21 protein-coding genes are annotated in these 20,250 nt (G+C 29.3%); 6 read left to right on the plus strand and 15 right to left on the minus strand.

What is annotated here, in order from left to right:
• Nucleotides 1-90: 90 nt before the first annotated feature.
• The 10 genes from BUB83_RS10735 to BUB83_RS10780 form a co-directional block, all read right to left on the minus strand.
• Entirely contained in the window at nt 91-483 is a 393-nt protein-coding gene (locus tag BUB83_RS10735) for a Rid family hydrolase (protein WP_073338473.1), read from the minus strand.
• A 36-nt stretch (nt 484-519) separates the two neighbouring features.
• Nucleotides 520-1,647: an NAD(P)/FAD-dependent oxidoreductase gene (locus BUB83_RS10740; RefSeq protein ID WP_073338474.1), complete on the minus strand. Its 1,128-nt coding sequence runs from the start codon at nt 1,645-1,647 to the stop codon at nt 520-522.
• A 1-nt stretch (nt 1,648) separates the two neighbouring features.
• A complete protein-coding gene (locus BUB83_RS10745; protein WP_073338475.1) occupies nt 1,649-1,978 on the minus strand; it encodes a (2Fe-2S)-binding protein in 330 nt (109 codons plus the stop codon).
• Between the two features lie 11 nt (nt 1,979-1,989).
• Nucleotides 1,990-3,567, minus strand: coding sequence for an FAD-dependent oxidoreductase (locus BUB83_RS10750; protein WP_073338476.1), 1,578 nt, complete (start codon nt 3,565-3,567; stop codon nt 1,990-1,992).
• Between the two features lie 145 nt (nt 3,568-3,712).
• Nucleotides 3,713-4,021, minus strand: a complete 309-nt coding sequence (locus tag BUB83_RS10755; protein WP_073338477.1) for a (2Fe-2S)-binding protein — start codon at nt 4,019-4,021, stop codon at nt 3,713-3,715.
• A 27-nt stretch (nt 4,022-4,048) separates the two neighbouring features.
• Nucleotides 4,049-5,188, minus strand: coding sequence for an ornithine cyclodeaminase family protein (locus tag BUB83_RS10760; protein WP_073338478.1), 1,140 nt, complete (start codon nt 5,186-5,188; stop codon nt 4,049-4,051).
• A 26-nt stretch (nt 5,189-5,214) separates the two neighbouring features.
• Entirely contained in the window at nt 5,215-6,627 is a 1,413-nt protein-coding gene (locus BUB83_RS10765; RefSeq protein WP_073338479.1) for an APC family permease, read from the minus strand.
• Nucleotides 6,628-6,957: 330 nt separating this feature from the next.
• Nucleotides 6,958-7,653: an ABC transporter ATP-binding protein gene (locus tag BUB83_RS10770; RefSeq protein WP_073338480.1), complete on the minus strand. Its 696-nt coding sequence runs from the start codon at nt 7,651-7,653 to the stop codon at nt 6,958-6,960.
• Nucleotides 7,646-8,806, minus strand: a complete 1,161-nt coding sequence (locus tag BUB83_RS10775) for an ABC transporter permease (protein ID WP_073338481.1) — start codon at nt 8,804-8,806, stop codon at nt 7,646-7,648. The genes BUB83_RS10770 and BUB83_RS10775 overlap by 8 nt, the downstream gene beginning before the upstream one ends.
• A complete protein-coding gene (locus tag BUB83_RS10780) occupies nt 8,803-9,456 on the minus strand; it encodes a cobalamin B12-binding domain-containing protein (RefSeq protein ID WP_073338482.1) in 654 nt (217 codons plus the stop codon). Before BUB83_RS10780 ends, BUB83_RS10775 begins: the two co-directional genes overlap by 4 nt.
• 209 nt (nt 9,457-9,665) lie before the next feature.
• Here BUB83_RS10780 and BUB83_RS10785 point away from each other — a divergent pair, with 209 nt between their 5' ends.
• The gene (locus tag BUB83_RS10785) at nt 9,666-10,130 is read left to right on the plus strand and encodes a GreA/GreB family elongation factor (protein WP_073338483.1); all 465 of its coding nucleotides are present in this window, start codon (nt 9,666-9,668) and stop codon (nt 10,128-10,130) included.
• On the opposite strand, the gene BUB83_RS10790 is transcribed toward BUB83_RS10785, so the two are convergent.
• The 3 genes from BUB83_RS10790 to BUB83_RS10800 all read right to left on the minus strand — a co-directional run bounded on the left by BUB83_RS10790 (nt 10,116) and on the right by BUB83_RS10800 (nt 12,723).
• Nucleotides 10,116-10,514 (minus strand): sigma factor, encoded by a 399-nt coding sequence (locus BUB83_RS10790; RefSeq protein WP_073338484.1) that lies wholly within the window; start codon nt 10,512-10,514, stop codon nt 10,116-10,118. The genes BUB83_RS10785 and BUB83_RS10790 overlap by 15 nt on opposite strands.
• A gap of 170 nt (nt 10,515-10,684) precedes the next feature.
• The gene (locus BUB83_RS10795; protein WP_073338485.1) at nt 10,685-11,398 is read right to left on the minus strand and encodes a LytR/AlgR family response regulator transcription factor; all 714 of its coding nucleotides are present in this window, start codon (nt 11,396-11,398) and stop codon (nt 10,685-10,687) included.
• 23 nt (nt 11,399-11,421) lie between these two features.
• Nucleotides 11,422-12,723: a sensor histidine kinase gene (locus tag BUB83_RS10800; RefSeq protein WP_073338486.1), complete on the minus strand. Its 1,302-nt coding sequence runs from the start codon at nt 12,721-12,723 to the stop codon at nt 11,422-11,424.
• Between the two features lie 285 nt (nt 12,724-13,008).
• On the opposite strand from BUB83_RS10800, the gene BUB83_RS10805 reads away from it, so the two are divergent.
• Nucleotides 13,009-14,748 (plus strand): ABC-F family ATP-binding cassette domain-containing protein, encoded by a 1,740-nt coding sequence (locus BUB83_RS10805; RefSeq protein WP_073338487.1) that lies wholly within the window; start codon nt 13,009-13,011, stop codon nt 14,746-14,748.
• Between the two features lie 213 nt (nt 14,749-14,961).
• Here the strand turns inward: BUB83_RS10805 and fliB are convergent, their stop codons facing one another.
• Both fliB and BUB83_RS10815 read right to left on the minus strand, forming a co-directional pair.
• Nucleotides 14,962-16,122 carry a flagellin lysine-N-methylase gene (fliB, locus tag BUB83_RS10810; RefSeq protein ID WP_073338488.1) on the minus strand — a complete coding sequence of 387 codons (1,161 nt, stop codon included), beginning with the start codon at nt 16,120-16,122 and terminating at the stop codon, nt 14,962-14,964.
• Nucleotide 16,123: 1 nt separating this feature from the next.
• Nucleotides 16,124-16,741: a sugar O-acetyltransferase gene (locus BUB83_RS10815; protein WP_073338489.1), complete on the minus strand. Its 618-nt coding sequence runs from the start codon at nt 16,739-16,741 to the stop codon at nt 16,124-16,126.
• 344 nt (nt 16,742-17,085) lie between these two features.
• Between BUB83_RS10815 and nfsB the strand changes: the two genes are divergently transcribed.
• The 4 genes from nfsB to BUB83_RS10835 all read left to right on the plus strand — a co-directional run bounded on the left by nfsB (nt 17,086) and on the right by BUB83_RS10835 (nt 20,209).
• A complete protein-coding gene (gene nfsB / locus BUB83_RS10820; protein ID WP_073338490.1) occupies nt 17,086-17,739 on the plus strand; it encodes an oxygen-insensitive NAD(P)H nitroreductase in 654 nt (217 codons plus the stop codon).
• Nucleotides 17,740-17,889: 150 nt separating this feature from the next.
• On the plus strand, nt 17,890-18,708 hold the full coding sequence (locus BUB83_RS10825) for a transporter substrate-binding domain-containing protein (RefSeq protein ID WP_073338491.1): 819 nt from the start codon (nt 17,890-17,892) through the stop codon (nt 18,706-18,708).
• 9 nt (nt 18,709-18,717) lie between these two features.
• Nucleotides 18,718-19,491: an amino acid ABC transporter permease gene (locus BUB83_RS10830; protein ID WP_073338492.1), complete on the plus strand. Its 774-nt coding sequence runs from the start codon at nt 18,718-18,720 to the stop codon at nt 19,489-19,491.
• Complete coding sequence (locus tag BUB83_RS10835; RefSeq protein ID WP_073338493.1) at nt 19,475-20,209, plus strand: amino acid ABC transporter ATP-binding protein; 735 nt, start codon at nt 19,475-19,477, stop codon at nt 20,207-20,209. The genes BUB83_RS10830 and BUB83_RS10835 overlap by 17 nt, the downstream gene beginning before the upstream one ends.
• Nucleotides 20,210-20,250 lie beyond the last annotated feature (41 nt).

Consider the following 20,250-nt stretch of genomic DNA (forward strand, 5'->3'; position numbering starts at 1 on the left):
TTATATTGATTATTTTTAATTAATAAGTTCCATTTTTTAATTATTTAATAATTATTATCTATATTTTTTATTATATTATCATTTACTTATTTAGTCAATAATGGCTTCCATCTCAATTTCCACTAATTGTGTAGGTCTGTTAAGCATATTAATTCCTACCATTGTAAACAAAGGTTTTACTTCAAAAAATATTTCTGTAAAAGCTTTGGCAACCATTGGTGCATAGACCATATCCGTTGTATATATTTTTACTTTTATAACATCTTCTTTTTTTGAATGTGCTTTTTCCAACAAAGCTATATGTTTGTCAAAAATATATTTAGCTTGCTCATATGCATTTCCTTCACCATAAACTGTGCCATCAGGTTGAACAGATGTGGTTCCCCCTATATATATATGTGATCCTACTTTCACCATTCGTGAGTACCCTGTTTTCTCCTCCAGCGGTGAACCAGATGAATAATTTATTCTAGTTAATTCCATCTATCTATCCCCTTTTTGAACTTCTTTAAATATAATTTATATTTTTGCTTTAAATCTATCGTAACGGAAGGCGCTTATATCAAGTGTTGTATCCTTTTCAACTACCATTTCTGATAATAACATACCTACCGTTGGAGAAATTCCAAATCCATGTCCTGAAAATCCACATGCAAGTATAACACCAGGAACTTCTTCTACATAACTTATAACAGGCACATGGTCTGCACAATCATCAATCCACCCTGCCCAGGTACGAACAATTTTTGCATCCTGTAAACAAGGAAAGTATTTTAAAATTCCTCGACAAGTACAAGAAGCTGAAATACTTGATGTAGCTTGTATTCCATTATCTTTATTAAAAGCTTCATAACCAGATGTACCTCCAAAAACAAAAGATCCATGTGTACTTTGATGGCCATAAAAATCTGCTTCTGCTGTACCTAACATTTGATAAAACATGGAAGGTTGAGCCTCTGTTACAAGTACTTCCAATAAAACATGATTTAATGGAATATCAATTCCAATAGTAGCTGCAATTTTACGGCTTTCATAGCCTGCAGCAAGTATAATATTATCGCCTTCATATATATTATTTTTAGTTATCACTCGTTTTGCTTTACCCTTAACTTTTTCTATATCTACAACTTCTTCACCGGTAATGAAATTAACTCCTAATTGTCTTGCTTTTGAATAATAAGCTAAAGTTGTTCTCATAGGGTTAGCATGTCCATCAGTAGGACACCAACTTGCACCAATAACTTCCTCTGAAAGGTAAGGACAAATATTTCTTGCCTCTTGGCCAGAAATCATATTTACTTCAAGCCCACATTCCTTTGCTTTATTAGTTAGGTTTGTTAAAGTTTTTAGATGTGCTTGTGTTTTACCAAGCCTTAAATTACCCTGTTGATAATATTCAACATCCATTCCCAACTCTTCTGACAATGTTGGCCAAAGATTTTTTGCTCCATACATAGCTAGGGGAAGTTCTCTTTTATCCCTTCCTGATTGACGTACTCCTCCACCGTTTCTTGAAGAACCTCCATCCCCTATATTGTCACTTTTCTCAAGAACAATAACTGAACAGCCTTTTTTTGCAAGATAATATGCTGTGGCATTTCCAATTACACCACTACCAATAATTATTACATCCGCACTATTCTTCATGTTATTCTCCTCCTCTTTTTTCATTTGCAAGAACTTTCATTTCTATAGGTCTCATAGGTGCACGAGATACGGCTGCTTCTAAATCAGATAAAGGAATTTTTAATTCTCTTGCCACAATACTCTTTACCAATTTACCACAAGTCTGCCCTTGACAAAGCCCCATACCTGTTCTTAGATATCTTCTAATCTCAGTGACAGTGAACATTCCCTCGTATATTGCTTTTCTTATTTCGCCTTTTGTAATTTCCTCACAACGACAAATTATCATATCATCATCTTTCTGTGGTATATATTTTCCTATATCTCTAGACCTATCATTTACTTTATTCACGCTAACACCTCCTACATTTGCTTAAAGAATCTAGTTTTCATTCCCATTTCTATAGGAACCTTTATAGTAACTAAGTTAGTGTGGTCAAATGCATTAAGAGATTTAACTTCCACAATTTCAGCTTCACATACTTCTTTCCCGCTTCTATCTTGAGCAATAACCTTCATACCTTTTTCGGGTAATGGCAAAAACTCATAAGGAATTGTTACTTTAGTATAACCCTCTTCAAAATCTTCATTTATAAGAAATATAGATTGGCCAGAGCAAGCCGCTACACACATTCCACATCCAGTACATGTTGCTTCCTCATCAACAATAGGAAGAGAGGTTATTTTGTCTCCAATTTTAATACATTTCTTTGGACAAGCATCCTGACATGGGTTGCAAGGTATATTCTGTGAACACTCTATTACTGGATGAATTCCTTTTAATGATTTTACACCAGGATAGTTCCTCACTTCTTCCTCAGTCATATATCCCTTTTTCAAAAGATTCATTGACACATTATATCCTTCCTCTGTCTCTAAAATCTTTTTCCCCTTATTTTCAGGACTGAACATTCCTTGTCTTAAAGAGGTTAAAGACGCTTCAAATTCTTGTGATTTTTCTTTTAATTCCTCTTTTTCAATAAAACCTAATTTATATGCAGCTGCTACACCAGCAATTCTTCCTTCAATCATGGCTGAACTTGCTTCTTCAATTCCTGAAACATCTCCAGCTACAAATATACCTTTTATAGAAGTTTCACCATATTCATCACAAATGGGGACTAATCCTCCTTTTTTAGGATTTTCCTCCATTTCACATCCTGACATTTTAAGAAGTTGTGACATAGGGGAAAGACCTACAGCAAGACATATAGTATCAACATCAAAGTATTTTTGTGTTCCCTCTACTATTTGCCATTTATTATCTACTTCACCTACAGTAACCCCATTTACAAATTCATTTCCTTCTGCTTTTATAATAGTATGTGATAAATAAAATGGAACTCCTGCTCTTGCAATTTTTGCAGCATGAACACCATATCCCCCAATTTTAGGGGCTGCATCTACAACAGCAACAACTTGACATCCTGCTTGCATAAGTTGGTAACTAACTACCAATCCAACATTTCCACTACCAAGCATAAGTATTTTTTTACCGGGTTTAATTCCGTGTAAGTTCATCATTGTTTGAGCAGCGCCAGCACCAATAACTCCCGGAAGTGTCCACCCATCAAAAGTAACCATATTTTCTGATGCCCCTGTTGCAACTATAATTGAATCTGCTTTGTAGTGTATTACTTTATCATCTATATTAACTGTTATTTCTTTATCCCCGTAAATTCCAATAACAATAGCATTCAAAACAACTTTAACTCCAAGTTCCTTGGCTTTTTCCAGCAATTCCTCTCCAATTTTAAATCCCCTTATTTTAGCTTTGTGTTCTTTGGAGCCAAAAAACTTGTGTATTTGTTTAAATAATTGTCCACCAGGTTTAGAATTTTCATCGAATACCGCTACTTCAAGACCTCTTTTAGCAGCTTCAATTGCGGCTGAAAATCCTGCTGGTCCTGCACCAACTACTATAAGATCATACCTTTTCATAACTGATACCGTCCTTTCTTGCTATTCTTCAGCAATCCCATTATGAAACTTAATTTATAATTGTTTTAAAATCTCCTATTTTAAGAGTTTTGGGACATATATAAAATAATAGTTTAACTGGGATACCTATATTTAAAGTTTTTATTTATTCAGATTTTGCTGACACACCATATTGAGTTTGTACTATCATGTCTTCTTCTAAGGGTGTAACACATGTTCTTATATTCGGATTACCATTAACCACCATAACACAATCTGTACAACGTCCAATTGCGCAAAACACGCCTCTTGGAGAATGTTTTTTTGTATGTCTATGAACCATAACCCCTGCAGCCTTTAAGGCTGCAGCTATTGGTTCTCCTTCATATCCTTTTATTAATTTACCGTCCATAGAAAACTGAACCAATCTGCCTTTTTCAATTTCACCTAGAATCGGATGTTCCTTTATTCTCATGAGATTTCCTCCTTCAATTTTCATATTTTAAGCCAATTCCGGTTCATCCCAAAGATTTAGTTTTGTGCCAATACCTTTTTCTAGTGCATTTCTGTATACTATTGTCCCCCAAGCAATATCCTCAACAGGCATTCCACCAACAGAGTATATTGTGATTTCTTCATCATTACGACGAGCAGGAAGTTTACCCATTAATATATCCCCAAGATCATGTATTTGTTCTTTTTTCATTTTTCCTTCATGTATTAAATCCATACAATTTACAGCGGGTATAGGTATGCTTAAAAATGTAGGATATGGATATTCTTCTGACCAAGCTTCATATAGATGCAAACAATCTGTTACATTTCTAGCTCTATTCAATACAAAATCTTCATCAAATCTTCCTGCTGCAGGACAACATATTACTGCACCTGGTTTTATCCATTCTTCTTTTACATATGGATATTCATCAAGATTTCCTATGGTTGCAGAAGTAGCTAAGCATACAACATCTGCATCTTTTACAGCTGATTGGATGTCATCAACAACTTCAATATTTTTAACAGTTGGAAATTCATCTTCTACATATTTCACAAAATCTTCTATTGATTTTTGACTTCTACCTTTTATCTTTACTGTTTCTATAGCTGGTCTTACAGCCATAAATGAAGCAAGCGCAGTTTTTGCCATTACTCCTGGACCAACGATTCCAACGATCTTTGAATCTTCACGTGCTAAGTATTTAACTCCAACTCCCGGAATAGCTCCAGTTCTATAAGCACTAAGTACATTAGCTGACATATGTGCTACTGGTGCACCAGTATCTTTATCATTAAGTGTTAACATAAGAACTGACCTTGGTAATCCTTTTTTTCTATTTTCAGCATTTGAACCATACCATTTTGCTCCGGCCATATTGAAGTCTCCTCCAAGATAAGCAGGCATTGCCATAAACCTTCTGTCAGGGCCATCTATAGGCATATTAGGGAAAGACGATGTTTCTGGGAAAGTCACCATACACCCATGAGAAAACCCATTAGATCCACCCATTCTAAAATCTCCAACTTTAAGAAGTTTAAACATTTCCTCCATAGCTTCTACACAACCAGCCATATCTTTAACCCCTGCTTTAATCATATCTGGCTCACTTAAATAAAGAAAATCTACTTTTGTATTATTATTCATATTTTCCATCCCCTTAATATTATATTTTAGTTTGATTTATCCATTTCAAGTACTTCTTCAATACTTACTGTTTCAAACAAATTCTTTTTCATAACTTTTTTTATCCAGATAACTCCATAAACTGTTAAAATAACAAACCAAACACCAACGCTTTTTAATATTTGAACTTTCATTTCAGGGTCTGGCGATACATTTACAATCATATAAATCATGCCTAATATACCTATAATTTGAGGTAATCCGAATAATTTTATTTGAAATCCTCTTTTATGATTTGGATATTTCTTTCTTAATACTAATACATCTAAATGAGCAACAATATAAGCTACCATCCAAAATACAGCCCCTGTTAATATATATAGAACTAATTGTTCTGCAGTAGAAATTCCTGTGCTTAAAGTAATGATAAATACTACGCCTATTAATACTACTGCAACATATGGTATATCATATTTATTTGTTTTTGTGAATATTTTAGGTAACATACCATCTTTAGCCATACCATAAATCATTCTTGATACACTTCCTAAAATAGTATTTAAAGTACTTACTACAGCAAATATACTAATTGCTGCCATCCAATAAGTTCCTACTTTACCTAATAAAGAAGATGCATATAACATGTGTGGTAGTGAGGAATCTAACAATGCTCCCATGGGTACATATTTATATATTCCATAAACCATTGCAACTTGAACCACTAATACAATTATTAAACCTAAAATCATTCCCAGTGGAACTGTTTTATCAGGGTCTTTTAATTCCTTTGAAAGTGGCGTAACATATTCTATACCTACGAATAACCAAAATGCTAATGATACTAATGATAAAACACCCATTCCCATTGGGTTAAAAGCTACAGTCTCTTGAACTACCATTTCTCCTGTCCCTATTCCCATGGCACCTATAATTCCAAAAAGCATCATAGAAATAATCATTGCTGATGTAGTTACAATTTGAATCCTTGCATAATTTTTTACCTCAAATAAATTTGCTATCATTAAAATTAAAACAAAAACTATACTAACAATACTTGGATTAACACTTGGCATAAATGTGGAAGTAAATACAATTCCAATCATTGCCGCTTCAGAACTTCCTGCAAAGAAAGTACATATTACATATCCACCTAAAACAGCTACCATACCTACCAAAGGACCAAATGCTGGTAAAGTATACTGAGCAAGTCCACCTGTAACAGGCATTAAAGAATTTAATTCTGAAAAACTAAATGCTGTCAGCATATTTAAAATACAAGCAATTACCATAGCTATAACAAATCCTTTTCCAGCTATCCCCACTCCTTGTGCCAACGAAACAAGTACACTAGTTGCAACAACAAGACCTATCCCTACTGATATGGCACTAACTAATCCTAATTGTTTTTTATCATCACCTTTTACAACATCAATGTTTTTAAACTTTTTTGCAATTTCCATTCAATATTCCTCCTTTTAATTTATTTATTACCTATAAATATAACTTTATAGTAATAAACCGTTTCTAATTATTAATTTGTTATATAAACATGCATTATTTTGATAATTTAATATTTATATCCCTTGTTTTGTATTATATAATTATTAATTTAATAATTATTGTAAAAAACGAAATAAATCAATAGAAATTATATAAAAAATAATTAATTTTCTTTAAAGAAAAAAGGAGTATATATATTTGTATAAAACAAATATATATACTCCTTTTTTTTCGTTGTGCTTGTGCACATTTTTCCATAAACTTATATGACAGCTACATAATTTTATGATTTATACTCCTGCAACATTTAAATCCATATAAATTCTACCATCTTTTACTTCAATTATTCTATCCGCTTTTTCTGCAATTTTTCTATCATGAGTAATCACAATAAAAGTTGTTTTAAAGGTTTCATTAATTTTCCTCAAAATATTATATACATTTTCTGTGGTTTCTGAATCTAAATTTCCTGTAGGTTCATCCGCTAAAATAACCTTAGGATTATTAATAAGCGCTCTTGCTATGGCTGTTCTTTGTTGCTGTCCGCCGGACATATTATTTGCTTTATTGTTTTTCACTTCATCTAATCCTACCAAATGCAATAACTCATTTGCTCTTTCTATTATTTCTTTTGGAGGCTTACTATTATTCATTAAGTATGGTATCATCACATTTTCATAAGCTGTGAATTCTGGTAATAGATAATGAAATTGAAAAACAAATCCAATAGTTTGATTTCTCAAAAAAGCAAGTTCATTTTTCCTCATTTTATCAGTTCTTTTTCCTGCGAAAATCACTTCTCCAGAGGTGGGTTTATCTAAGGTCCCAATTATATTCAAAATGGTACTTTTCCCTGAACCTGATTGTCCTATGATAGAATTAAAAGAACCTTCTTTTATATCCAAGTTGATGTCATACAACACTTGGGTTTTTATTTTATCTCCATATATTTTATTAATATTTTTTAGTTCAATAATATTAGCCATTCTTTATCACCTCTATTGGATTTAATTTAGAAGATCTTACCGCTGGCACTAAAGCTGCTAGTGTTGATGCTACTATTGCTATTAAAGCAGAGAAAGCTATAAATTTATAATCTATATATAGTGGTACCACTGGCGTTCCATCTGGATTCAAAGCAAATTTAGAAAAAGCAAACATTAAAACTAATCCTAAAATTATTCCAAGAATTGCACCAAATATACCCAAGATAATTCCTTGATATAAAAATATTTTTGAGGAATCACTATCTTTTATTCCCATAGCCTTAAGTATACCTATTTGCTTGGATCGTTGCACTACTGAAATTGCTAGTACACTTGATATACCTAGTACCACTGATATAATTACAAAAAACTGAATCATATAACTAGATGCACTTTGTCCATTAAGCCCACTTAACAATTGTTCATTCTGATCCATCCAATTATTAACTTCTAAAGAATCATCATTCAAAGATTTCTCAACATTTTCAGCTATTAATCTTACATTAAACTCTTTATTCTCTGCCACTTGCATTTCGATAGATGTTATTTTTCCTTTTAAATCAAAAATACTTTGAGCAGTATTTATATTAGAAATAAGCCAAGAACTATTTATTGCGGCTACTTTTAAATCAAATATTCCAACTACTTTTACATTGGACTTTTGGCCTTTTGTGGTAATAATCTCTACTTCATCACCTAAGGCTATATTTAATTCTTCTTTTAATGCTTGTCCTATAATTACCTCATTATCTGTGTCAGGTAATTTTCCTTCTACTAATCTATCTTTTATATTATAAATTTTATCACTTTCATTTATATTTAATCCTCTAAATAAAATAGAATTTTCTTTATCATTGAAACTAATAAAAGCTGGTGAATCCAATGCCTCTGATATTTTAACAATTGCCTCATCCAAAGTTGATGCTTTGCTCACCTTATCCTCATAGTCTTCAATATAATCCTCTGTGGATATTATGGTTATCTGTGATGAACTTCCTATAGTTGTATTTACTAAACTTTTTTGAAGTCCAAATATTAATGAACCTATAAAAACTTGAACCGAAACTCCAACAGCAATACCTAAGGCTATTAAAGTTGTTTGTCCCTTACTAGATCCTAAGAATCTTATAGCTATTTTCAATGGAAGTTTCATAAAATCGCCTCCTTTTCTAAAGCTAAAATATCCTTAAATTCTTTAACATGATAATCTGCATTAACCTGTTGTAATAACAAAGGATTTGAATCAAATGCATGTCCACCTACTATTATCTTAATCCCTGGATTTTTTTCCTTTATTCTTTTTATAGTATCTTTAATTGAAAAAACATTGTACGGATTTGTCACACTAATAGTTACATAATCAACATTTAAAATCTTAATAGAATTAATAAAATCATTTTTAGGAGTATTAGCTCCTACAAAAATAGAATCATATCCAGCTAACTCAAAGAAATCCGCTGCCATCCTTGCTCCTAGCTCATGATATTCTTCTTCTGGACAAATAACCAATACTTTACCCTTTTTTTCAAATTTATATTTATCATTTTTTTCCTTCATAACGTAAAAAAATGAATTTTCAATAATAGTTCTAATTATGGAACTTCTTATATGCTCCTTCCAAATAAAACTTTCTTTTTCTTCTTCCTCACAAATCATTGTGTTTAAAGAAGGTGCTAATATATTCGTATACAATGTTACAATATCTATACTATTACTTTTTAATTCATTCATAATTAAATCTACCGACTCATATTTTTTTTCATCATACAAGAAAGCTTTAAATTGTATCAATAAATCTTTCATTTAATCACCCCTGTAAATATGTATTATTAAAACTAATTGCACAAGTTGCAAAATATTTTCAATCAATAATAATTATTAGTTAATAAAATCATACCATATTTTTCAGAAATTTCAAGCTTTTTTAGATAAAAAATTTTTCTTCTATATATTTTTATTTATATATTATATAATATTAATATACAAAATATCGTTGAAGGGTTGGCTTTTTTATGAATAATGCATTGACAGAAACTAATATAAAACAATTAAATGAAGAATTAGAATATCGTATGACTGTTAAACGTGGTGAAATAGCAAAAGAAAAATTGGAAGCTGCTGCTCATGGAGATAGATCAGAGAATGCAGAATATAAAGAGGCTTGTAGAAACTATAGAGAAAATGATAATAGAATTCAATATCTATTTAATATGATTTCAACAGCAACTGTAATAGATGATAAAACTGTAGATAAATCCATATTAGGAATTAATTCTAAGGCTAGAATTAATTTTATAGAGGATGGCGAAGAAGAAATTATAACTCTAGTAACTGTTATGGATGCATCCCCTGAAAATATGGTTATTAACATGGAATCTGATTTAGGAAAAGCTTTATGTGGGAAAAAAGTTGGTGACATCGTTGAAGTCAACGCTCCCGCAGAAAATTATACTGTAGAAATACTAGAAATACTTTAAAGTATTTCTAGTGTTGCTTAAACTTTCAACCAAATTATAAGCAATAGCCTGGTCCCCTATAGTAAATACATAGCTTTCTTCTGATATTTCCATATTATTTAAATTTTGAATTTCTCTATTGTGTTTCATTTTACTTTTTAATAGTTTAGTATTATTTGATTTTATATTTGTAACCACAAAAGAATCAAAGGAATTTAAACCTGTCTTATAAAGTTTTATTGACTTAATAATACTCAATATACTATGTTGTACTATATCTTCAAAGTCATATCCGGGAATGTCATACTTAGATGATTCACTTAGTACCAGTGGCATGTACTTATTTATAATTTCCTGAATGGCTTTCCAATCGTTATTTTTAGCTTTTTTTAATAAATTTTCCATTTAATGACCTCCTTGTTTAATTCAAAATATAACCTTATTTAATTACTTATCTTATTTTTACATAAATTTGATTATTTACGCTATTGATGTAAAAATCGAACCCTAAAATGTAAAATTTCATAGAAAAAACATACATAATGTTTTTTTATGTATGTTTTTATTAATAGTAATTATTTTAATAAGTATCTATAATATACTTCCTTAATGGCTTGTATATTAGAATTACTTATAGGTATCTTTTTATCATTAATAATAGTTATAGAAGCATTCTCTATTTTTGTTATATAATCCATATTTACAATAAAACTTTTATGAGATTTAAGAAATCTTTCATCCTCTAGACTTTCAAAGAAATCTTGGAGTTTTGAATAAAATGTAATTATCTTGCCTGATTTCAAATATATATTTACAAGTCTAGCTTTGCTTTCTGCATGTAAAATTTCATTATAAATAACTCTATAGGTTCCTTTTTTATTAGTAATCACTATTTCTTTTCTCTCTTTTTTCAAACTATCTATAGCTGTTTTAATAGCATTAAAAAGTTTTTCCTCATTTATAGGTTTTAAAATATAATGAAGTGCTTTCACATCATAGCTATCTATAGCATGCTCTTTTGAAGAAGTAATAAATATAATCTTACATTCTTTATCAAACTCTCTTATTCTTTTTGCAATATCAATACCATTAGAAAATTTCATATAAATATCCAAAAATATTATATCATATAGCTCTTTAAAAGAATCCATATGTTCAATAAGGTCTTCTCCTTCATCAAAATAGTTTATTTTAAATTGCTGGTCTATATCTGTAAGATTTTTTGATACTAGCGAATAAATAATTTCCAATTCCTTTTTTTCATCATCGCAAATAGCTATATTTAACATTTTGTCACCAACTTTACATTTTCTTATTTATAATTCAATATAATATCTACTTCAAACTCATTATCATCATATTTAATTTTAAAATATCCATTATATTTATCTGCTATTTTTCTAACATTAGACAATCCCATACCATGTTCCTCACTACTCTTAAAGGTTTTTAGAATATTATTTTCTTCAATAACTTGTCCATTAAAACTATTTTTAATTTTAAATATTAAGTAATCCCCTTTAATTTCAGCTTTTATATTTATATACTTTTTCATTTCATCAATAATATTAGCACAAGCTTCAACAGCATTTTCAACACAATTACTTACAACACTAGTTAAATCAATATTGTCTATATTAATATCTTTTGGTATATTCGCATTTACTTTAAAATCAATTTTATGACTCATTGCAATATTCATATAGTATTTTAATATAGAATCAATTGTAAAATTTTTGCATATCATTCCTATACTTTGAGACTTTTCATTTTCACTGAATTTTTCTAAATACTTTGCAGCTTCTGTATAATTTTCATTATCTATCATTAACTTTATTGTTAAAATATGATGCCTTATATCATGTTTAAATGAATAATAATTTTCCATAGAGTTATTTAACATTTTGTAATTTTGTTTTTGTGATTCCATTTCAGCATCTATAATTTTAAATTTATATTCTAGTTCCACATTTTTATTTACAGAATAAATGGCAATAAAAATTATTACATATGATAATACAATTATAACTACAAATATCATACTATCTAAAAAATTATAATGGCTAATAATCATATTAGGGTCAGAAGCATAATATTTAATTAAAAACGCCAACACCATAATGCTATAAACAGATATTATATTAATAACCTTGTTAGACACTAATTTTAGCATTTCTTTATAAGAGTCTTTAAAATATAGATATATTATGGGGATAAGTATCACTTGAACAACATCTTTAAATATCCTTGCTAAAATTTTATATATACTATAATCTTTTATATAAAATAAACCTATTGTATAACTACATAAAATGAATAAAATATTTGAAAGAACCCATATTGTGAACATATTAAATATTTTTTTTGAAAAAGATTCTTCAAAAACAAAAGAAATATAAATAATAAAAGAAAATCCTAAAATAAATAGTGCATAATTATATAAAACAGTATCTTTAAAAAAAATAGTAGAAAAAAGTATTCCTAATAATACAATTAATTGATTAATTATAAATATAACTAATGAGTATTTCATACTTTTTTTTCTAGTAAGAAACAAATGGTTATATAAAAGGTTTATACATATTGTAAGCTCAAAATTTATTAGAATATACATTCTTTAACTCCTTTTCTTGCCTTGCAGCCATTACCAATTAATTACACACCTTAATTACACATTATTGCAATTCCATGATTAATTTTACAACATTTGATATGTAATTACAAATTTTATAGTTATCCATGAAAATAATTAAAACAACTGCTTCTTTTTAATGTATTGTTGCCAAGAAGATTGAAATTAATCTAAAAAAGTGTTATGCTATAAGGATTGCATTGGTACGACTATATTAAAGAGCTTATTTTTATAAGCTCTTTTCAAATGATAAAGAGAGGTAATAATATGATAAAAATTGAAAATTTGTCCTACTCATTTCCGCAAAAGGATTTATACAATAAAATTTCATTTACATTAGAAGATGATCAACATTGTGCTTTTATTGGAACAAGTGGTAGTGGAAAAAGTACACTAATAGATATAATTATGGATCCCGAAAGATATATGTTCGATGGTAACCTTGAGATAAAACCAAATTGTAAAATCGGGTATGTTAGTCAATTTTCTCAACTAGATAAAACAAAAGAAACCACCGTTTTTGAATATCTAGGAGAAGAATTTTTCAAACTACAAAATGAAATAACATCTATTTGTACTGAAATGGAAACTTCTTCCCATATTGATTTTTTACTAGAAAAGTATCAACAAGCTTTAGACTCACTTGATGCAATTGGTGGAGATGATTTCGAAAGCCTTCTTAATAAAAAACTAAATCTTGCAAATTTAATGAAACATAAAGATTCAAGGATATCTGCTCTTAGTGGGGGGGAATTTAAACTTATTCAAGTTGTTAAGGAAATGCTTCATAGTCCAGACTTAATGCTTATGGATGAACCTGATGTTTTTTTAGACTTTGAAAATCTTAATTCTCTTAAAAATTTAATTAATTCTCACCAAGGAACAATGTTAATTATTACCCACAATAGATATCTATTAAATCATTGCTTTAACAAAATTATTCACCTTGAAAATATGGAACTTCAAGAATTTGACGGAAGATATATTGATTATAATTTTTCATTACTTCAAACTAAAATTGAGTTACTAGAACTTGCTATTGCTGATGATGATGAAATTGAAAGAAATGAAGCAATAATCAATAAACTAAGATTTTTCGCATCCATTTATTCTGATGCTTCCAATGGAAAAGCTTTAAAAGCTAGAATTAAAATTCAAGAAAGATTAGAAGAGCGTAGAATCAAAGCTCCTTTTCTAGACATTAAACAACCAGATATCCGTTTAACAACTTATAATGAAGCAGAAGAAATCATAGCCTTAAAAGTTACTGATTATAATGTTGCTTTTGATGAAACACTTTTAGAAAATGTTAACTTTGAGATTAAATCTTCTGATAAAGTAGCTATTATAGGTTCAAACGGCACCGGTAAAACCACTTTACTCAGAGATATATTTAAAAACAATCAAGCTTCTATTGAAATAAATCCTGAAATTAAAGTAGCTTATTTATCTCAACTTCAAGGAGAAATACTAAATGAATCCAATACAATCCTTGAAGAATTCTTAAGCATAGGATTCGAAACTCATGAAGAAATCAAATCCTATGTTTCAAACTATGGGTTTGAAAGAGAAATACTTGAGCAAAAAATAGGGTCATTGTCTGGAGGGGAAAAGAATATTCTTCAACTAGCTAAAGTTGCTGCTAGTAAAGCAAACATGTTACTTTTGGATGAACCTACAAGTCATTTAGACACTTATTCACAAATAGCTCTTGAAAAAGCCATAGAGAATTATAACGGTGCCATTATAATGATTTCTCATGATTACTATTCTATAATAAATTGTATGGATTATGTTTTAATCATTGAAGATAAAACTATTAGAAAAATGCGTATGAGAAAATTTAGAAAGATGATTTATGCTGATTATTTTGATAAAGACTATTTAGAAATTGAACAAAAGAAAAAATCAATTGAAATGAAAATAGAATTAGCTATAAAAAACACTGATTTTGAGCTTGCAAAAAGTTTAGCTCAAGAGTTAGAATCACTTATTAAGTTACTTTAAATGATATATTCCTATATTATAGGGATACCACTGTGAAACTTAATTTAATTGTTTTTTTTGTTACACTTGCATTGGCTACCTTTCCTTATACTGAATCTATAAGAATTGCATCTTAAATTTACAAAATAAAAGAATTGCTATTTTAATGGCAATTCTTTTTTTGTTTAATATACCTATATTTTAAGGGGAACTGGTCGACTTCCTTTTTTTATTCTAGCTGTTGCAACTTAATACATTTAAAAGCTCATCTACTTTAAATACATGATTAATTTCAAAAATTTCTGCTAGTGTTTCTATATTTTCCTCTAAATGTTCAATATCTTTAGAATACATATGCATTATATCTACTGCGTCTCCATCAGTAAATTCACACTTTTCTATCCATCTTAATACAAATAATTCCTTAATCATTAAATAACTAACTACAGCTAGCTTTATTTTTGCAGATACATCCCAGTCAAAAACCGCCTTCATAAAATATCTAAATACAAAATAAACTAATAGATTTTCAAACTTATACATCTTATCTTCATAATACTTATTGAAATTCTTATGTTTAGCTAAATAAAGCTCTTCATTGTCACTTTCCCAAAAACATCTTACTACATCATTTAATTTCAATGGATCATTAGGATTTATATGTTTTAATTCCTTAAATACTTTAAAGAATTCATGCATATTCTTATATTTAATACTTTCTTTGCTTTTATGATTATGTAAGCTATTAATATATTCCTTTATAAAATTACTATCTGAGTATTTTTCTTTGACTTCCTCTATACCCTGTATACTATCTTCATCTATTTTTTCTTGAATTTCACTGGCAAATTTAAGAACTAAACAAGCCCTTTTATCTAAATCAATCTCACGATTTTGAAGAATATCAATAATTGATTTTCTACATCGCATAAGATTTATATAAAACATAGCATCAATATCATTATATGAAGTTATTCCCTCTTGATTTTCGCTAACCTTAAATTCTGTTTTGCTGCTATCATTTAATATTAGTCTTGCCGCTTCTGGACATGATAATGAGATTCCGACCTCACGCAAACCTCCAAATTCCTCCATATATCTTGGATACTGTTTGCATGTATAGCAAAGGCTATCCTCTCCAATTTCACTATATATGTCGCACATTTTATTTTCATTTAAAAATGGACAGTTGTTGCCTTTTAATACAAATACATTTTCTCCATCTTTATGTACTATCTCATTTCTTAATCTTTTTCCAAAGTCCAGCTTTACCTCTTGATAATGATTATATGTGTCATCATCAATTACAACTTCCCATCCAGCACAACATGTATCTTCACATTCTGAAGCTATGCATCTAAAGTTTTTAAAATAATCCGGTACTCTTATTTTCATTTTACAGCTCCATATCTATTTTCAAATCTTTATAATAATAGTCCATATCTCTTTCACCTATAGGGCGTAATACTCTACAAGGATTTCCTACAGCAACTACATTTGCTGGAATATCTTTTGTAACCACACTACCTGCACCAATAACTGTGTTATCTCCTATTGATATCCCTGGTAGTACAACTGAATTAGCACCTATCCAAACATTGTTACCAATTGTTATAGATACATTATACTGTACTTGTTTGCTCCTTAACCCCGGATGAATGGGATGTGTGCCTGCCGACAATGTAACATTTGGTCCAAACATCACATTATTACCTACATAAATATCACAATCATCTACTAATGTTAAATTAAAATTAGCATAAACTCCGTTGCCAAAATGAACAAATTTTCCGCCCCAATTTGCATTAAAAGGTGATTGAATATAGCAATCTTCACCAATCTCACAAAACATAGCCTTTAACAATTTTTTCTTTTTTTCATGTTCGCTAGGCCTTGCTTGATTAAAATCATAAAGCAACTCCAATTGTTTTTCTTGTTCTTCAAGTAATTCTGCATTATCACAGAAATATAATTTTTGTGATTTCATTCTTTCTTTTATCTCATTAAGTTTCATATAACTATCCCCTTAGAATCTATTTTTTAATAGTATAATCTTCTCACATAATACTTCATAGTTTTTTAGTAGTCAATATATCTGCTTGAATTAAGGATAGTATTTATCCATTTACTACATTTATGGAACTCTATAATTAAATATTTTTCTTCAAAACCATTATAAAATCACAATTCTTTACTTTTTGCATGCATATGACAAAAAAGACTGTAGTTGTATTTCTTTTATAGCTAAGTTAAACTAACTATATTGTTAGAAATCACACATTATTTTGATAATAAAATAGTGACATTCGATAAATAATATGAATACTATTATACACCAAATTAAAAGGAGAAAAAAATATGAATATAATTGAAAGTTTAAACAAACGTTACTCTGTAAAAGAATTTGATGCCACAAAGAAAATTTCAGATGAGGATCTTAGCAAAATCAAAGACCTTTTAAAACTTAGTCCATCTAGTGTTAATGGTCAACCATGGCACTTTGTAATTGCAAATACAGATGAAGGTAAAAAGAAAATTAGTAAAAGTACTCAAGGATTTTTTAGTTTTAATGATGCTAAAGTGTTAGATGCACCTCAGGTTGTTGTATTTTGTGCAAGAACTGATATGGATGAAGAATATTTACTTCATGTATTAGAATCTGAAGATGCTGACGGTCGTTTTACTCAAGAAGACTTTAAAAACAATCAACATATGGGTCGCTCAACCTTTGTAAATATACATCGTAATGATTTAAAAGATTTGCAACATTGGATAGCAAAACAAGTTTATTTAAACATGGGTAATCTTTTATTAGGGGCTGCTGCTCTTGGTATTGATGCTGTGCCAATGGAAGGTTTTGATGCAAAAGTTTTAAATGAAGAGCTAGGTTTAATTGAAAAAGGATATACAGCAATTGGTATAGTTGCACTTGGTTACAGAAGTGCTAATGACTTTAATGCTGATTTACCTAAATCAAGATTAAAAGAAGAAGAAATAATTACTGTTATCTAATAGAAAAGTAAATCCTACTTTGTTTTTGATTTATTTTAGAATATAAGAAGTCTTAGTTGTATAACTTATGCAACTAAGATTTCTGTTTTTTAAATCAATCAAAAGTGGTATACTTAAGATTATAAAAATTATAGGAAAGAAGTGAAGTTAATGAAAAAAATAGTAGCGATATTATTAGCAACTACATTTATCAGCATGTTATTTACCGGTTGTACTGCCAATAATAATAAAGCAAATACAAATGATCAAAATGAAGAATTGATTGTAGGTATGGAGCTTGCTTATCCCCCTTTTGAAACAAAAGATTCAGATGGAAATCCCACTGGTGTTAGTGCAGATTTAGCAAAAGCTTTAGGGGAATATTTAAATAGGCCTGTAAAAATTGAAAATATTAATTGGGATGGTCTTATTCCATCACTTCAAACAAATAAAGTAGATGTAGTTATATCCTCTATGACTATTACAGATGAGCGCAAAGAGGTAATTGATTTTTCCGATCCTTATGCTCATTCATATCTTGCTTTATTAGTAAATAAAGATTCTGATGTTAAGTCTATTGAAGATTTAAATGAAGAAGGTAGAACTATTGATGTAAAAAAAGGAACAACAGGATATATATATGCAAATAAGAATTTAACAAAAGCAACTATCAATGCTCTTTCTTCTGAAAATGCTTGTGTTACAGAAGTTACTCAAGGAAAAGCTGATGCTTTTATTTATGATCAATTAACGATTTATCGTCAAAATCAATTAAATAAAGAAACTACAGAGGCAGTTCTTATACCATTTCAAGATAGTGAAAGTTGGGGAATGGCTGTAAATAAAGGAAATGAAGAGTTATTAAGTGAAATAAATGCCTTCATAAAAGAGTATAAAGAAAAAGACGGATTTGAAGAAGTTACAAATAAATATATGGCAGAGGAAAAGAAAATCTTTGACGAACTTGATTTTCCATGGTTCTTTGATTAAGGAGATTATATGAAAAATAGAATTAATCAAGAGCCAACTTTAGTGAATAAAATACTTAGTGCTTTTTTTGTTGTGATGGTATTTGTTTTATTTATGTGGTTTTCAGTAGATTCTATTAATTTAAAATTGGATTTCACCACTTTATTTAAATATAAACAAAGACTATGGGATGGGTTTGTAATGACTATAGTTATTTCTATAGGAAGTTTAATTATAAGCTTGTTAATCGGAGCAATAACAGCTATTGGTCAAAAATCTAGAATATTAGCTATAAGTTATTTTTCTAAGGTTTATGTACAACTTATAAGAGGAACACCTTTATTGGTTCAAATATACTTTTTCTATTATATTATAGGAACAGCTTGGGGGGTAGCTAACAGATATGTGGCTGGTATAATAATACTCTCTATTTTTGAAGGAGCGTACATTTCAGAAATTATTAGAGGTGGGTTAGAAAGTATAGACAATCAACAATATGAAATTGCAAAATCAATTGGGCTTACTCCGGCTAAAACTTTTAGACTTGTAACCTTTCCTATATTGATGGCTCGTATAATACCAGCTTTAGCAGGGCAATTTTCATCTATAATTAAGGATTCCTCACTATTGTCAGTAATTGCTTTAATTGAACTTACCCAAACAATACAAGAAATATCCGCAGATAATTTTAGAATGTTTGAGAACTATATATTTGTTGGGTTCTTATATTTTATACTTACCTTTACTGTTTCCATGATATCAGGAATTTTTGAAAGAAGGTATAAACATGAAAATAGAGCTTAGAAATATATGTAAAGATTTTAAAGATAAAGTAGTATTAAAAGATATTTGTTTTCAGGATGATATAAATTCTATTGCAATTATCGGCCCCTCTGGAGGCGGAAAATCCACATTATTAAGAATTATGGGGGGATTAATTGTTCCAGACAGTGGAGAAATGTATTTAGATGGGGATAAAATTAATTTTGATGAAAAATCCTTGCAAATTTACAGAAGAAATATAGGTTTTGTTTTTCAATCTAAAGGACTTTTTGAACATCTTACAGCATTAGAAAATGTAACCTTGCCTCTTATATATACCTTTGGGGTTAATAAAGTACAATCGGTAGAAATAGCGGACAAACTTTTCGCTAGATTTGGTTTATCCAAAGAAAAAAACAAGTACCCTTTTCAGCTTTCAGGAGGGCAGCAGCAAAGAATAGCTTTAGCAAGAGCCGTTGCCATTAAACCTAAGCTTTTATTGTTAGATGAACCAACATCAGCCTTAGATCCGGAATATACTTCTGAAGTATTAGATATGCTAAAAGAACTTCAAGGAGATGGGTTAGATACTATAATTGTAACTCACGAAATGGGTTTTGCTAAAAATGCTTGTGAGAAAGTTATATTTTTAGGGGATAATAAAATTATTGAAAGTGGAAAAAGCACTGAAATATTTAAAAATCCTAAATCAAAAGAAGTTAAAACATTTTTAAATAAAATACTTGAATGGAATGCATAGGTATTCAAAATCAAGGATAAATAAAAAATAGTTAACTATTT

This window comes from Clostridium grantii DSM 8605, from assembly GCF_900129965.1.
Taxonomy (GTDB): domain Bacteria; phylum Bacillota; class Clostridia; order Clostridiales; family Clostridiaceae; genus Clostridium_AF; species Clostridium_AF grantii.

Bases quoted from the DNA above. Each gene is read 5' to 3' on its own strand.
- BUB83_RS10735 (WP_073338473.1), bottom strand. From the start codon at position 483: ATGGAATTAACTAGAATAAATTATTCATCTGGTTCACCGCTGGAGGAG.
- BUB83_RS10740 (WP_073338474.1), bottom strand. From the start codon at position 1,647: ATGAAGAATAGTGCGGATGTAATAATTATTGGTAGTGGTGTAATTGGA.
- BUB83_RS10750 (WP_073338476.1), bottom strand. From the start codon at position 3,567: ATGAAAAGGTATGATCTTATAGTAGTTGGTGCAGGACCAGCAGGATTT.
- BUB83_RS10755 (WP_073338477.1), bottom strand. From the start codon at position 4,021: ATGAGAATAAAGGAACATCCGATTCTAGGTGAAATTGAAAAAGGCAGA.
- BUB83_RS10760 (WP_073338478.1), bottom strand. From the start codon at position 5,188: ATGAATAATAATACAAAAGTAGATTTTCTTTATTTAAGTGAGCCAGAT.
- BUB83_RS10765 (WP_073338479.1), bottom strand. From the start codon at position 6,627: ATGGAAATTGCAAAAAAGTTTAAAAACATTGATGTTGTAAAAGGTGAT.
- BUB83_RS10770 (WP_073338480.1), bottom strand. From the start codon at position 7,653: ATGGCTAATATTATTGAACTAAAAAATATTAATAAAATATATGGAGAT.
- BUB83_RS10775 (WP_073338481.1), bottom strand. From the start codon at position 8,806: ATGAAACTTCCATTGAAAATAGCTATAAGATTCTTAGGATCTAGTAAG.
- BUB83_RS10780 (WP_073338482.1), bottom strand. From the start codon at position 9,456: ATGAAAGATTTATTGATACAATTTAAAGCTTTCTTGTATGATGAAAAA.
- BUB83_RS10785 (WP_073338483.1), top strand. From the start codon at position 9,666: ATGAATAATGCATTGACAGAAACTAATATAAAACAATTAAATGAAGAA.
- BUB83_RS10790 (WP_073338484.1), bottom strand. From the start codon at position 10,514: ATGGAAAATTTATTAAAAAAAGCTAAAAATAACGATTGGAAAGCCATT.
- BUB83_RS10795 (WP_073338485.1), bottom strand. From the start codon at position 11,398: ATGTTAAATATAGCTATTTGCGATGATGAAAAAAAGGAATTGGAAATT.
- BUB83_RS10800 (WP_073338486.1), bottom strand. From the start codon at position 12,723: ATGTATATTCTAATAAATTTTGAGCTTACAATATGTATAAACCTTTTA.
- BUB83_RS10805 (WP_073338487.1), top strand. From the start codon at position 13,009: ATGATAAAAATTGAAAATTTGTCCTACTCATTTCCGCAAAAGGATTTA.
- fliB (WP_073338488.1), bottom strand. From the start codon at position 16,122: ATGAAAATAAGAGTACCGGATTATTTTAAAAACTTTAGATGCATAGCT.
- BUB83_RS10815 (WP_073338489.1), bottom strand. From the start codon at position 16,741: ATGAAACTTAATGAGATAAAAGAAAGAATGAAATCACAAAAATTATAT.
- nfsB (WP_073338490.1), top strand. From the start codon at position 17,086: ATGAATATAATTGAAAGTTTAAACAAACGTTACTCTGTAAAAGAATTT.
- BUB83_RS10825 (WP_073338491.1), top strand. From the start codon at position 17,890: ATGAAAAAAATAGTAGCGATATTATTAGCAACTACATTTATCAGCATG.
- BUB83_RS10830 (WP_073338492.1), top strand. From the start codon at position 18,718: ATGAAAAATAGAATTAATCAAGAGCCAACTTTAGTGAATAAAATACTT.
- BUB83_RS10835 (WP_073338493.1), top strand. From the start codon at position 19,475: ATGAAAATAGAGCTTAGAAATATATGTAAAGATTTTAAAGATAAAGTA.